Consider the following 12,827-nt stretch of genomic DNA (forward strand, 5'->3'; position numbering starts at 1 on the left):
ATTTAATCAACCCAAATAAAAAAACACTATTCAAAAGGAGTTAAATCCATTTTTTCTTTTTTACAGACTGCTCTAATAGTAGGTAGCTTTGCTAACCTTTGGAGATAACGCTTAACATTATCAAAAGATAACGGGGATTTTTCTATTTTTAATGACCATTCAGCCAGCATAAAAAAGAAAAAATCACAGGCTGATATATGCTCGCCTAACAAATAAGTCTTCCCTTCTAGCTCACTATCTATAATAGACAAAACCTCTGCAATACGTTGCTCTTGTGCGGCAACCACACTGGGAATATTTTTCTCCTCCGTCGTATGTCTATGTGGATAATAGTACACCATCAACTCAGCTTGCAAAGTATTGTTGAGAAAAGTTAACCACTGAAAAAACTTGGCTCTCTCAGGACTACCAAGCGCAGGTATTAATTTCTTGTCTGGATTTTGCTCACAAAGATAGATACAAATAGCAGGGCTTTCAAAAAGAACCATATCACCATCAACTAGCGTTGGAATTCTCCCTGCAGGATTTAGCTTTAGATATTCTGCTGATTTTTGGAAGTTTGACTCTCGATCAACTAAAAGCAACTCATATTCCAATGACATTTCGTGTAATAAGAAGTGAGGAGCTAAACTAGCATTATTCGGATAATAATAGAGTTTGTACAATGAAACATCCTCTTATTTAGAGACTGATATAAAATAACGAAATGCTAAATTACTCAATTGAAAGTAAATCATATCTTGCAAGTATACTAATACTGAATGTCTATAAACACAATAGTACATTGAGTACTTTTTATCTATTGAAAAAACAATAGCAAACAGCGTTTTCTAATAAATCCGAAGTATCTGAATATTAGCAAAAGTGAAAAAATATAGACTTGGTTTTATTAAAAATACAATTTAAAACATTCTCAATATGCCAAGTCTAAACATAAATGATAACTTTATCTTGCCCCTTGTAACTCCCAACTCATAGAAACATGACCAAGTGATTGACTTAAAATTATTTTTTCCTCATCCATAATATACAACCAAAACTCTCCAGTTGATGTGTTTCGCCATAAAAGATCACTCTTACCATCGCCATTAAAATCAGCAACGTCTTTGATAAACCAGTTTTGATCTGTGACTACATTAATATCTACTTCCCGAAAAACTTCTGCATTTTTCATAAAGAAAACTTTATTTAATCCAGTTGTAGTATTTCGCAAGACTAAATCATCAGTACCATCACGATTAAAATCACCACTACCGACAATAATCCAGCTATAATCAAAATTTCTCAATGGTTGAATATTACCAGATGACATATCAACGCCTAATCCTGTCATCAAATGAACTGAATTTTCGGTTGTATTTAAATTACGCCAGATAATATCGGTGCTAGTATCTCCATCAATATCGGCGGTTTCAATAATTTGCCAATCTGAATTACTGCGCGTTTCTAAATAGATAATAGACTTTATAATGCTGCCATCCATAAGATAAACCCATACTTCTCCAGAAAGACCACTATGCCATAAGATATCGGCTTTTCCATCTTTATTGAAATCGCCTGTTGATTTAACCTGCCAATCAAGGCTAAGTGTATTAAGTTTTTGGTTTAATAAAATTTTTTCTCCATCCATTAAATAAACCCAGTTTAAGCCTGTATTTTTATCTCGCCATAAAAGATCATTTTTACCATCACCATTAAAATCGCCACGCCCAACAATATCCCAGTTTAAGTCAACTGTATTAACAACACTACTCTCTATAACATGCGTACCACTCATTAATGACAATACGCTTTTGCCTGTCACCCAAGAACGTAAAAAAATATCAGCCATTCCATCTCCATTAAAATCCCCCTTAACAGATTGAGGAAAGGCAACCGCATAAAACTTTGACAATTCATCATAACGATGAAGTAAAAACCCGCTTCTCATTGTGTCTGAAGAGTAATACATTTTAGAAAGCTGATTAGCTATATCTTTAACCTGAGCATTAAACCCGATTTCAGTCGATAATGTCCCATAAGGCTTTGTAACTTTAACCTGCTGAAGTTTACCTGTGGTAGACTGTTGCATCATAAGACTAAGCAATATTTTGGGGCTGATGGAACTAATCCCAGCCCAATGACTGATAATTTCTGCTGCATTTACGTTAACATTTGGATCAACATAACTGGCTAAATGAGTTGCATGTTCATTTAAATAATTTTGTATATTAAAGCTATACTCATCATATTGATAAAGAAAGTCTATTTTTTTTAGTACAAAATTAATCACTTTAGTATTCTTAGGAAAAAGTTGGGCATAAAGATTGGAAAGTGCAGGCAAGTTTTCAGTTAACAATCCATTACCGGAGTCAATCGGATCAGCATATAAAATAATTTCATTAAGCTGGGCTGCAACATCTTTAACTTGATTATCGAACCCATGACTATTTACAGAAACAGTCCCGAAAGGATGCTGCAAATCAGTTTGCTGATTCGTTATGGTATTCGCTTTAAGTTCCATTAATGCAATAATAATATACGGATTAACAGAATAAAAACCACTCCAATGATTAATGACCTCTAACGCCGTGCCACTTGAAGTTGTGTGTGCAAATATATGAGGTGCATTTTTTTGTAAATACTGTTCAACATTAAAATGATAGTATTCATTTGTTTTGTACCTCAAATTATCTCTTTTTAAAACAAAATGCTCTTTTAACGGAGTACTGTTAACCGGGTTACCAAACCCTTCAACTTCAGCATATACTGTTGTACATATACTCAAAAAAAGCAAAACTATAGAACTAGCTCTCAAAAACTCACACATAACTATATTCCTCAATAAAGAACAAAAAACTTACTTATTAATTTTTATAACAACGTTATACTTTAATAATTACAAGAAAGTTAAATTATGAAGTTTATTAGAGTTAAACCTATATAATGATAATAAAAATTTCTTTAAGAGATATATTCTGTTTCTATAAAAAGTTGTTTAAACACTAATGACAATAACTTGATAATCTCTCAAAATAATATTTCTCAAAACAATATCTATAAAAATTTGCGATACAGCTCGACGATTTTATCTAACTGAGCTTCAGTTAATTTTTCTGACAACTCCGCAGCACAATCTTCAAAACTAACACTAGACTCTTTGAATAATTGTTGACCAACCTTTGATAGTTTCACCAAACTCTGACGTGCATCTCTAGGATTAGCTTCTTTTTCTACCAATTTAATTTTTTCCATTGGCGCAATAAGCCGAGTAACACCAGAAGGGCTAATTCCCACTTGCTCAGCTAACTCAACACGCCGCATTGTTTTTAACGGTGAAGTATTCAAATAATACATAATCAAATATTCTGTGAAACTAATACCATGAATACTTAAATAATTATCCATACGTTTAGTAAACTTAGATGCTAACAATGCATTCTGCATGATAAATCTTGCACTCGATGATATTTCCGACACAACAACCCCTTGATATATATTTGAGTAGTCAAATATATATCAACAAAAATAAAAAAGCAAGAATATAGATATTAATCAATTAATATTGGCTTTTTAATTAGCACAGACTTTAACTCATCTATAATAGAGCGATTATATAAATACTGCTCAACACAACCAAAACCATCTAGTGCTAACTCGATTTGAGCTGGCTCATCAATACCATCACTTAATAAATAATATTAGGTAGCTCGGTAGAATCAAAAAGTTCATTAACAGTTCCACCTCTGTATAGTACTTTTTCATACATAATCTCTTTGCCATAAAGAATATTGATTGTTTCTCCAACATCTCTTAAGTTTGGGATCATTACCTAAATCTACCCGTTAAAAACGACTAACAACATTGCTCATTCATATCGGTTTCTATTCTCAGGTATATCACTCAAATATTCAACAAACTCTACCTCATAACCATCTAAATCTAAATAGTACACATTCTTGCGATAAGGATCTTCGGCACCATCTTTATCAACCTCAAATCCTGCTTGGCTTAATCGTTGTATAACGTCACTAATATTATTAGTCACAAAAGCAAAATGAGCTAAACCAACTTGATGTCCTTTAAGATCTCTATTTTCACCAACGCCATCATCATTAAAAGAAATGTATTGATAATCATCACCAAAATGTACCCAGTTACGCGGCTTTCCATACCATTCAGCTTTTCCACCACCACGAACTTTCCAATGTGGAAAAGCGGCCTGATAAAATTTTAGAGCTTTGGGTATATCTTTAACAACTAAATTAATGTGTTCTAAATGCAACATATTGTTTTCCTCTTAAGTTCAATTTTTACTCTAGTTTTAAAATTACCTTTGTTCAGCTTCTACTTTATTTTTTAATAATAGACAAAAATAATTACTCCCTTCCGGCAGTTCAAAACATGAAAGTTGAGGTGATTGGCTAATTGCTATAAATCCCATTTCTTGGTAATAACGAGTTGCTGCAGACATATTATTAACAAAAAAATTAACTTGATGTAGGTTCATTAGTAACTCCTCTAAGTTGCTTTATAATTTTACATACCGTAATGGTATTCTTGTTGTTTTGGATAAGGTTTAGCTTTATGCGCTAAACGAATTTGCTTAAGTGCACCGCTGTATTGAAACAACATATGCAAGGTATAATTTATCCTCTCTCTCAAGCGATAATCTCGCTCCGGCAATTTTTCATTTTCACAAGTAACATTAAGCATTTGCTCAACGTGCCGAATAATCAAGTGGTCAGGCACGGTAACCAGCTTGTTATTTTTCATTGCATTCATACGTAACTCAGCAATTGGATAAGCACCACTAATACCACTCACAACAGAGACAAGCAGTACTGGTTTATGAGCTGTATCTTGCCTATTACACATCAGCAAAAAGTTTTTTATCAATGGCGTCGCCATACCGTTCCACTCAGGGGTAATTACGATTAAAGCGTCAGCCTGACTAATGAGAGGATTAACCTTATTCCAAGAATTATTACTAATTGACTTACTATCTTCTTCACCATCCCAAAAAGGGAGATCATATTGGCATAGTTCAATATGATTCACCTGTTGAAAATTAACCGCTATTTCTGCCAGATAACGGCCAACTTTAGCACTTTGTGATAGCTTTCGATGGCTACCACTTACAATTAATAATCGCATATTATATAAACCTTTTAATTTACTAATTATAAGTAAAGTAAATAATTTACTTATTAAAGTAAAGCTTTAAATAAATAAAACTCTTTACTTAATATAGAAATAAGCAATAATAGTGGTGAAAGTGGAGGCAGGTAATGAAAACGACTGAAAAAATTATTGATATGCTTAAAAAGCAAGGCGAACTAACAGCAAAAACTCTTGCTAGCGAACTTGGCTTAACCACAATGGGTGTACGGCAACATATGCAAGCTTTGGAAAATGCCGGTGATGTCGTGTATAAAGATAAAAAAGCCGCTAGAGGCAGACCCACCCGATTTTGGTCTTTAACACCACAAACCAACAGTTACTTCGCAGATGGACATGAAGAACTTACAGTCCAGCTTATTGAATCAGTAAAAACCATTTTTGGTGATAATGGGTTAGAAAAACTCATTGAGCATCGAGAACAAGCTTCTTTAAAACAATACCGCCAAGTACTCGATAAAAAAAGCGACTTGTTCAGTAAACTAAAAGCTTTAGCAGAAATACGCAGTGAAGAAGGTTATATGGCGACAGTTACTCAAGAAAATAATATTTATTGGCTCATAGAAGATCACTGCCCTATTTGTGCAGCAGCCTCTCACTGTTTAAATTTTTGTCGCTCCGAATTAAATCAGTTTCAACTCTTGTTAAAACAACACGCACAAGTTAGTCGTGAAGAACATATCATCAAAGGAGCGAGGCGATGTGCTTATAAGGTTATTCCAAACAAACGGTAATGCGTTGATAAAAAATCATGGTGGAGTCTAAAATTGAACAAAAACAAATCAAAGTTACGTATTGAAAATATAAATACGATCGAAAAAAATCCAGTTGGGAACCATAAAAATTTTTCTGCGAATGTAGGTCGATTTGGTCAATTATTTAATATGAAAGATATGAGCTGTAGCGTGGTTGAATTAAAACCCGGTAATAAAGCATGGCCTTATCATCTGCACTATGGTTTGGAAGAATTATTTATTATTTTACAGGGAGAAGGTAGTATTCGCTATGATGATGAAATGCACCCCATTAAATCCGGCGATGTTATTTTTACCCCTCCGGGAGAAGGCACAGCTCATCAGATTATTAATACCTCAAAAAGTGACTTGCAATACCTTGCATTAAGTACCATGAAAAGTCCCGAAGTTTGCTATTACCCAGACTCAGGAAAATACGGCTCTTATGTTTTTAACTCTGATTCTCCAGTAAAAACATTTATTGCTCATGAGTCTAATGCTGCAGAGTATTTTGAGGGTGAGGAGGAGTAATACTCATGTTGGAAGATATTACATTACAGTTTAAGACTAACGAATCTTAATTTACATTAGTTGCATTAGTTGTAGTTCATAATCACTGACTTTGTTATTTTCGCAAATGCCGTTGTTTTGATGACTATAAATTTCTACAAATTATTTATAATACAATTGACCGGAGAAAAAATTGCGATACACTGATACAGAGCACTATTATTTAAGCGAGCTAGAATTTTTTTGGTATCGATAAATTAACTTAAAATAACTAATTATTTAAATTGAGATATGCGAGTATACTAATGCTTAAAATAATAACTATTCAGTTACTAATAAAAGTATATTTAATAGCACTTTTATTTATGATGCCTTTAAACCTCCATGCGAACGAGAGAACAAACTGGCTTGTACAAACTAATGAAGTAAATGATGTTCAGCTATTTGAACCTTCTTTTGGCGAAAATGAACCCTCCAAAAAACCGTTTTACGAAGGCGATCATAGATACTTGGCAAAGCTCAACTTAAATGCTAAAGCAAAACTTATCGAGGTCGTTGAAAAACTTTTTAAAAATAATTCTGAACGGATAATTTGGGGACACAGAAAATCTCGATATACAAACTTTTTGTATTTAGAAAAAGTAAAGTTAGGCATAGATATCAATTTCAAGCAAGGCGTTCTGCTATCAAAAGATAATCGAATCACATCAATATCACATGATCAGGTAACAGGGTTTGGTACGCAAAATCCTGTTTACAAATATACTATTTCTTTTCAAAATAATGATTTCAGAGAGCACCAAATTCAAATAGGAGAAGATGAATTTAGCCTCTTAGTTTATCATGATACAACTCGTTTTTACGCTTCAGGCATTAATTCTTCTTCGGAACTATGGGTTAATGTTATTGACTTTACAACACCAAAAACCAATATCCCTCGACGAGGAAATGACATAGTTAATTGGCATGAAATTGTAGCGTCAAAGAAAGCAAAATTCAACAAATTATTAGCGATAGAAAGAAGAGAAATTAAGCCTGACGTTCCTTTAAAAGCTCAAGTCATGTCGCTTATCAATGAAGCAAAAAAAAGAAATAGGGAGAATAAAAAACATTCTATAAAATGATCGAACCTAAGAGTTTTCAATGAAAACTATTTTGACTCCACGCCGATAAAAAATTAATGCGATTAAGAATGAGAAATTATTCACATTGTAGCAGTCTGAAAACTGTAAAATAATGTACCTCATTCACACTTAGGGATATTCGGAAGTGTACCCTCATATTAAGCCGGAACACACCCATATAGAAAAACTACTCGTTGAGTTTTCTAACATAGAAAAGCCGACCGCAGCCGATTTTGCGGCATTCACAACCCGAGGGTTAATATGTGATAATCTGGATAAATACCGACTTAAAGCAGCCAAAATGACAAGAAAAGAACTGATAAATGAAAAGCACAATTCATCTCGCCTTGCCAGACATATGATGAGAGCTGGTGACTCCCGCCCTTCAAAGTATTGTGATTGTCATGCAATTATTTCAGGTTCAAGAGAGGAAGCAATGAGTATGCGTTTGATTTTAGCATGGTTGAAAGTCAGAATTGATGACCCGCATAATGGCTGCTGGTTGCCTAGAGATTGGGAGCACCGAAACTATATGCCTAATTATTTACGTAAAGCGGTTCCACATTGTCGTATTCACCATAGAGAATACTATCAATGGTTAGGCCGTTTTATTAATCAAACTTTGACGCAAACACCGAAGCAACTTATTCATTCATTGCGAATGGCTAGAGCAGCCTTACAAAGTGGCTCAGTGCCGCCTAGTGTTATGCCTAAAACAGGACTATAAATCATGTTATATACATTAATTAATGATTTTAATTGTTATTTTACCTTATGTTTTGATTTAGAACAGATTGAGCGCTTACTCAAGGATTTTGAAGATGATATCGACAGTCAAATTCATTTTAATGGTTCACCTAGAAGTTACAAAGGCATTATCCGCGAGCCTTTATCTTTTACATTTCCAAAAACAGATAAAGAAAGAGATATACCAGATTTAAATTTACATGAGGGGCGACTATTTTTAAACATAAAAGCTTATAATGTACTTAACCCTTTACTGAAAGATGATGGCGAGTTTTTGCCTGCTACTTATGAAAATGGAGAAGCCTATTTTTATATTCCGTTTCGAGTAGCGGAGGATGTTGAAGCGATTAATAAAACGTTATCCGTAGAAAATGAGTGGAATTACTTTAACCATTTAGTGTTTGATGAAGATAAAGTGAAAGACTGGTCAATCTTTAGAATGAGGCACGATGGTTATAAAGGCGTATATTGTCAAGAAAATGTGAAAGAAGCGATAGAGCAAGCCGGGCTCACTGGCCTTTATATTACTACAGACTTAGCGAATATTTTCCCCGAAGAACAAAGCTCCGTGTCAAAACCTAATTAACATCAGGTTTATTAGTACTGGTGGGTGAAAAATATTAGCTCAAGCTTGAATTACTTCACTTCAACTATACAAATCAACCAACCTATCTGTAGTGGCAGAAACAATAGTCCCTTCTTCATCCTCGTTACTTCCGTCACCTTTTGTATCAGCAGAATTTTGATTAACATTAGAGCTTTCCGACTGAGATTGCGCTTGCCGTTCATGTTGTTCAACAGTTGCTTCACCAATGTTCACTCCACTTTCTGCCAGCATTTCTTTTAACTTAGATAAATTTTCATCGAGCAAGTCTTTAGTTGCAGTATTACTCACTTGAAATAAGATATTGGTTTCACCATTAGTTTGCTGAACTTTGACGCTAAGTGGCCCCATCTCTGGTGGATCCATTAATATTTCAGCACCAGCTAATGCCTGATTAAACATCCATTGAACTCTCATTGCTAAGTTGGGAGTAAAACTTTGTTTAACACTTAAAGGGCTAACAAACTCAGAAGTCGGAGTCAGCTTTTGTGGGGCATTCAACTCACTGGTTAAATGAAGTTCATTAGCTATGGGCGTAATCATTGAAGTAGATTGTTGACTATTTTGAGTACTGCTACTTTCAACACTATTAATACGACTCCCTTCTCCTATCAGTGAGATTTTGGAAGATATTATTTGTTTAGCTTTAAGTAATTGAAACTCTTCTTCGTTTGAAATATTTCCTTTTCCTGAGGCTGATACTTTATTATTGATCCGAGCAACCACACTTTCCAAATCGTCTGGTGATACTTTTTTATCTTTTATTTTGTCTACTGCATTTTCTTCATTAACCAACTCTAATTTTTTATCTCTAACCATTAATTCCCTCAATGAAATTTTTCCTTCACCAACTATTTCTTTTTTAAAAAAAGACGACTCAACCTTATCTGAACTGAAAGCTTTGTTTTGTTCTGTGTGTGATATTTTAACCTGCTCAACCAGCTCCAAGTCTTCAGTGGCTACTTCAGCTTTTGCTGCTTCTCGAACAGTTTTCGACTGTTCATTATGTATAGCGCTGTCTTTGTTTTTTGAATTCAGTTGAAATAACAAATTTTCTTCAACACTCAACTGAGCATCAGCGCTTTTTAGCGTTGATGGTTTCAATAAACTGGCTTCAAGTGACTGTCCAGAACTATCTCCAGAACTATCAACTTGTAATGCGACATTGCTTACTTCAATAAAAGGTCCTTTAAATTTAAAGTCAGAAATACCTTTTAGTTGGCTAAATATTGGCAAATCAAATTCATCATCTGAATTCAATAAATAGGTATGCATACTATCGTTAATATCTTCTGTTTGATGATGAGATAAATAACTATTGAGCCTTTCATCATTATTGTCGAACTTTTCTTCGAATATAATCTGCTCGATACCAACATGCTCAACTCCCTTCCCTTCAAAAAACTCCCCTGTTGTTGCTTGAAACGGAGAATTTTTGCCAGTTAAAGCGGCAATCATGTTCTCAGGCATTGCCTCTGAAGAAGGTTTTATAGGTATTGTTGCTTGCTGAAAAATGAGGCTAAAATCAGATAAATCAGCATTAGTACTTGCCACTTGCTGTGTATTGTTTTGTGTTTCGACGCCTTGTTTTATAGGCACTTTACTCATGTCTGATGTATGATTAATTCCCAGAATTTGTAGTAAACTGCTGTTACCCGAGTTTAGCATCTTGATTTTCCTATGCAACATAAACAACCTTGATTGCCTTACATATCGCAAAAAGAGTGCCAGCTTTCGGTGAGTTTTATAGCGCTATCATATTTGGTCAATAAAACGATGAAAAAATAACAGCTACTATAAATGAAAAGTAATCAAATAGATTGAAGCAAGACTAACTCAAACATTAATTTTATGGGATTCAATCAATATTATGCATAGATTTTGATTAAAAATAATTGGTTTCTATTATTTGTTTGGTTTCGTTAAAAGCAATCGAAATATTATTCAACAGTGCTTTACCTTGACTTAAGTCGCCTTGTTTAGCAGAACCCTCAAGCTGCTCACAATAATTAGCAACCTCAGTTGCTCCAACATTGCGGCTACTACCTTTCAAGCTGTGCGCATATTGTCTGACATCTTCACAACAGGCGTCATCAACCGCTTCATGAAGCTGGCTAATATTTTCTTGGCTATCAGTTAGATAAGCTTCGAGTAAAAAATTTAGATCTTCCCCCATGATTTCTTTTAATTCATTGATAATCGCAGGCTCTAGTTCACAAGACACGTTTTTACTCCACCATTAAAGCCATTAATCTCACTCTTCTTCATCAGCAAACCAACGATATATTGCGCGTACATGACGTCCTTGATCAAAATACTCTAAAGACTCACACAAATTCATTAACAAGGGTATTCCTCTACCACTATAATGTTTAGAACCAATAGCAATCACTTTGTCACAATCAAATCCTTTTCCACTATCTTTAAAATCAAAAATAATACGCCCCCCATCATTCAATGGAGAGTGATCAATCTCAACCTTAACAAAACCTTCAACTAAATTATGTAGGCCTTCTGTTCTCAACCGATAATAATTAGCAAAACCTTCACTACCGCTTTTAATATTAGAATCTAAACCTAATACGCCATGCTCAACGGCATTGTTAAATAATTCTGATAAAATGGTAAAAATACGTGAGCGATGGGGAGTTAACTCTCTGCACTCTAACAAAGTTTGCAAAAGTAGTGGGATTGGATCAAATTTGCCAAGAGATTTACCTCTTAAACACAAACTAATGTTAGAGTCTAAAGTACCAGTCTGAGCTTTCATTTGATTATCAAGAGCAACAACCTGCTCAAGATGATGAAGTGGATAAGCAACTTCTATCAAACTTAGGTCATCACCCTGCTCCGCATATCCTGTAAACTCCACAATTTGGTTAACTAGTGCATCACATAAATTATCTTCAAGAATGTTGCTTTGAATATATTCAAGCATTCTGCTATCGCCATACATTTCAGAATCCTTGTTAACAGACTCAATCAGGCCATCAGTTATAGCTAATAACTTATGTTGTTTAGAAAAAGGATAAACATCCGGCTCTACTTTAAACCTTTGCGGTGTTTGAACCCCTATTGGTAAGTGCTTTGATTGTACTAAGCAAACTTCTCGATTTTCTTGATCAAGTATATAAGCTTGTGGTGCACCAGCGTTCCAAATGGTAATACGCTCATCGATTGCATCAATATCAGCGATAATAACGCAACAAAATATCCCTCTCGGTAATACAGAAAATAATCTGGCATTCATTTCAGTCATTACATCAGGAATTGCAAAACCTTTCTTAGTCATACCATAAAATATTTCTGATGTTGGCATAGCCCCAATAGCAGCAGGTAAACCATGACCAGTAAAATCAGCGAGCATTAGACGCATACCTCCCATAGGAGTCTCTGCCGCCAACAACAAATCACCGTTAAAAATAGACATCGGCGATAAATGATAATTAATATTGTCAGAGGCTAGGCAACCTCTATGAGCGATGTTATTAAATATCTTCTTAGCCGCTTCCTGTTCTTGAATGAGATGGTCATTATGGTACTGAATTTCAGCTTTTTGATTTTCTATCGTTTCATATAAATTTGAGATTCTAGCAAAAGCATTCACTTTAGCTTTAATAATAATTCGATTGACTGGTTTTGATACAAAATCATCACCACCACAATCAATACATTTAGCTAAATCATAAGCATCGGTTAAAGAGGTAAGGAAGATAATAGGAACCCAGCGGCTTCCTTGATTGCTTTTAATACTCGACGCAACCTCATAACCGTCAAGATCTGGCATTAAAACATCAAGAAATACAAGAGAGGGAGAATGTTTACAGTAGTATTCAACAGCCTGATTGCCAGTTTCAGCTTGGATTACCTCATGACCTTCCTGCTCAAGCACCCGAGATAGAATCAGGCGCTCGACCCGATTGTCATCTGCTATTAATATTTTCAATG

At 34.6% G+C, this 12,827-nt stretch carries 15 protein-coding genes; 5 read left to right on the forward strand and 10 right to left on the reverse strand.

Features of this window, described 5'->3' with window-relative positions; translation table 11 throughout:
• Window positions 1-26 precede the first annotated feature (26 nt).
• From ACT5E3_RS17620 to ACT5E3_RS17650, 7 genes are all read right to left on the reverse strand, one after another.
• On the reverse strand, window positions 27-665 hold the full coding sequence (locus tag ACT5E3_RS17620; RefSeq protein ID WP_444994856.1) for a glutathione S-transferase family protein: 639 nt from the start codon (window positions 663-665) through the stop codon (window positions 27-29).
• A gap of 281 nt (window positions 666-946) precedes the next feature.
• Complete coding sequence (locus ACT5E3_RS17625; protein WP_444994857.1) at window positions 947-2,809, reverse strand: FG-GAP repeat domain-containing protein; 1,863 nt, start codon at window positions 2,807-2,809, stop codon at window positions 947-949.
• Window positions 2,810-3,036: 227 nt separating this feature from the next.
• Window positions 3,037-3,459 carry a MarR family winged helix-turn-helix transcriptional regulator gene (locus tag ACT5E3_RS17630; protein WP_444994858.1) on the reverse strand — a complete coding sequence of 141 codons (423 nt, stop codon included), beginning with the start codon at window positions 3,457-3,459 and terminating at the stop codon, window positions 3,037-3,039.
• 208 nt (window positions 3,460-3,667) lie between these two features.
• Window positions 3,668-3,808 (reverse strand): hypothetical protein, encoded by a 141-nt coding sequence (locus tag ACT5E3_RS17635; protein WP_444994859.1) that lies wholly within the window; start codon window positions 3,806-3,808, stop codon window positions 3,668-3,670.
• Between the two features lie 39 nt (window positions 3,809-3,847).
• Window positions 3,848-4,267, reverse strand: coding sequence for a VOC family protein (locus ACT5E3_RS17640; RefSeq protein WP_444994860.1), 420 nt, complete (start codon window positions 4,265-4,267; stop codon window positions 3,848-3,850).
• A 42-nt stretch (window positions 4,268-4,309) separates the two neighbouring features.
• Window positions 4,310-4,489, reverse strand: coding sequence for a hypothetical protein (locus tag ACT5E3_RS17645; protein ID WP_444994861.1), 180 nt, complete (start codon window positions 4,487-4,489; stop codon window positions 4,310-4,312).
• Window positions 4,490-4,518: 29 nt separating this feature from the next.
• On the reverse strand, window positions 4,519-5,136 hold the full coding sequence (locus ACT5E3_RS17650; RefSeq protein WP_444994862.1) for an NADPH-dependent FMN reductase: 618 nt from the start codon (window positions 5,134-5,136) through the stop codon (window positions 4,519-4,521).
• Between the two features lie 134 nt (window positions 5,137-5,270).
• On the opposite strand from ACT5E3_RS17650, the gene ACT5E3_RS17655 reads away from it, so the two are divergent.
• From ACT5E3_RS17655 to ACT5E3_RS17675, 5 genes are all read left to right on the forward strand, one after another.
• Window positions 5,271-5,894, forward strand: coding sequence for a helix-turn-helix transcriptional regulator (locus tag ACT5E3_RS17655; protein WP_444994863.1), 624 nt, complete (start codon window positions 5,271-5,273; stop codon window positions 5,892-5,894).
• A gap of 33 nt (window positions 5,895-5,927) precedes the next feature.
• Entirely contained in the window at window positions 5,928-6,425 is a 498-nt protein-coding gene (locus ACT5E3_RS17660) for a cupin domain-containing protein (RefSeq protein ID WP_444994864.1), read from the forward strand.
• Between the two features lie 284 nt (window positions 6,426-6,709).
• Entirely contained in the window at window positions 6,710-7,528 is an 819-nt protein-coding gene (locus ACT5E3_RS17665) for a hypothetical protein (RefSeq protein WP_444994865.1), read from the forward strand.
• A gap of 145 nt (window positions 7,529-7,673) precedes the next feature.
• A complete protein-coding gene (locus ACT5E3_RS17670) occupies window positions 7,674-8,255 on the forward strand; it encodes an AHH domain-containing protein (RefSeq protein ID WP_444994866.1) in 582 nt (193 codons plus the stop codon).
• Between the two features lie 3 nt (window positions 8,256-8,258).
• Complete coding sequence (locus ACT5E3_RS17675) at window positions 8,259-8,861, forward strand: imm11 family protein (protein ID WP_444994867.1); 603 nt, start codon at window positions 8,259-8,261, stop codon at window positions 8,859-8,861.
• 60 nt (window positions 8,862-8,921) lie between these two features.
• Here the strand turns inward: ACT5E3_RS17675 and ACT5E3_RS17680 are convergent, their stop codons facing one another.
• The 3 genes from ACT5E3_RS17680 to ACT5E3_RS17690 all read right to left on the reverse strand — a co-directional run bounded on the left by ACT5E3_RS17680 (window position 8,922) and on the right by ACT5E3_RS17690 (window position 12,825).
• Entirely contained in the window at window positions 8,922-10,547 is a 1,626-nt protein-coding gene (locus ACT5E3_RS17680; RefSeq protein ID WP_444994868.1) for a flagellar hook-length control protein FliK, read from the reverse strand.
• A 217-nt stretch (window positions 10,548-10,764) separates the two neighbouring features.
• Complete coding sequence (locus ACT5E3_RS17685) at window positions 10,765-11,103, reverse strand: Hpt domain-containing protein (RefSeq protein WP_444994869.1); 339 nt, start codon at window positions 11,101-11,103, stop codon at window positions 10,765-10,767.
• A gap of 30 nt (window positions 11,104-11,133) precedes the next feature.
• On the reverse strand, window positions 11,134-12,825 hold the full coding sequence (locus tag ACT5E3_RS17690) for an ATP-binding SpoIIE family protein phosphatase (RefSeq protein ID WP_444994870.1): 1,692 nt from the start codon (window positions 12,823-12,825) through the stop codon (window positions 11,134-11,136).
• Window positions 12,826-12,827: the final 2 nt, after the last annotated feature.

The organism is Aliikangiella litoralis, from assembly GCF_052495765.1.

What these genes read in the sequence shown, in the direction of transcription:
- ACT5E3_RS17625 (WP_444994857.1), bottom strand. Translation starts at nt 2,809, where the DNA reads ATGTGTGAGTTTTTGAGAGCTAGTTCTATAGTTTTGCTTTTTTTGAGT.
- ACT5E3_RS17635 (WP_444994859.1), bottom strand. Translation starts at nt 3,808, where the DNA reads ATGATCCCAAACTTAAGAGATGTTGGAGAAACAATCAATATTCTTTAT.
- ACT5E3_RS17640 (WP_444994860.1), bottom strand. Translation starts at nt 4,267, where the DNA reads ATGTTGCATTTAGAACACATTAATTTAGTTGTTAAAGATATACCCAAA.
- ACT5E3_RS17645 (WP_444994861.1), bottom strand. Translation starts at nt 4,489, where the DNA reads ATGAACCTACATCAAGTTAATTTTTTTGTTAATAATATGTCTGCAGCA.
- ACT5E3_RS17650 (WP_444994862.1), bottom strand. Translation starts at nt 5,136, where the DNA reads ATGCGATTATTAATTGTAAGTGGTAGCCATCGAAAGCTATCACAAAGT.
- ACT5E3_RS17655 (WP_444994863.1), top strand. Translation starts at nt 5,271, where the DNA reads ATGAAAACGACTGAAAAAATTATTGATATGCTTAAAAAGCAAGGCGAA.
- ACT5E3_RS17665 (WP_444994865.1), top strand. Translation starts at nt 6,710, where the DNA reads ATGCTTAAAATAATAACTATTCAGTTACTAATAAAAGTATATTTAATA.
- ACT5E3_RS17675 (WP_444994867.1), top strand. Translation starts at nt 8,259, where the DNA reads ATGTTATATACATTAATTAATGATTTTAATTGTTATTTTACCTTATGT.
- ACT5E3_RS17680 (WP_444994868.1), bottom strand. Translation starts at nt 10,547, where the DNA reads ATGCTAAACTCGGGTAACAGCAGTTTACTACAAATTCTGGGAATTAAT.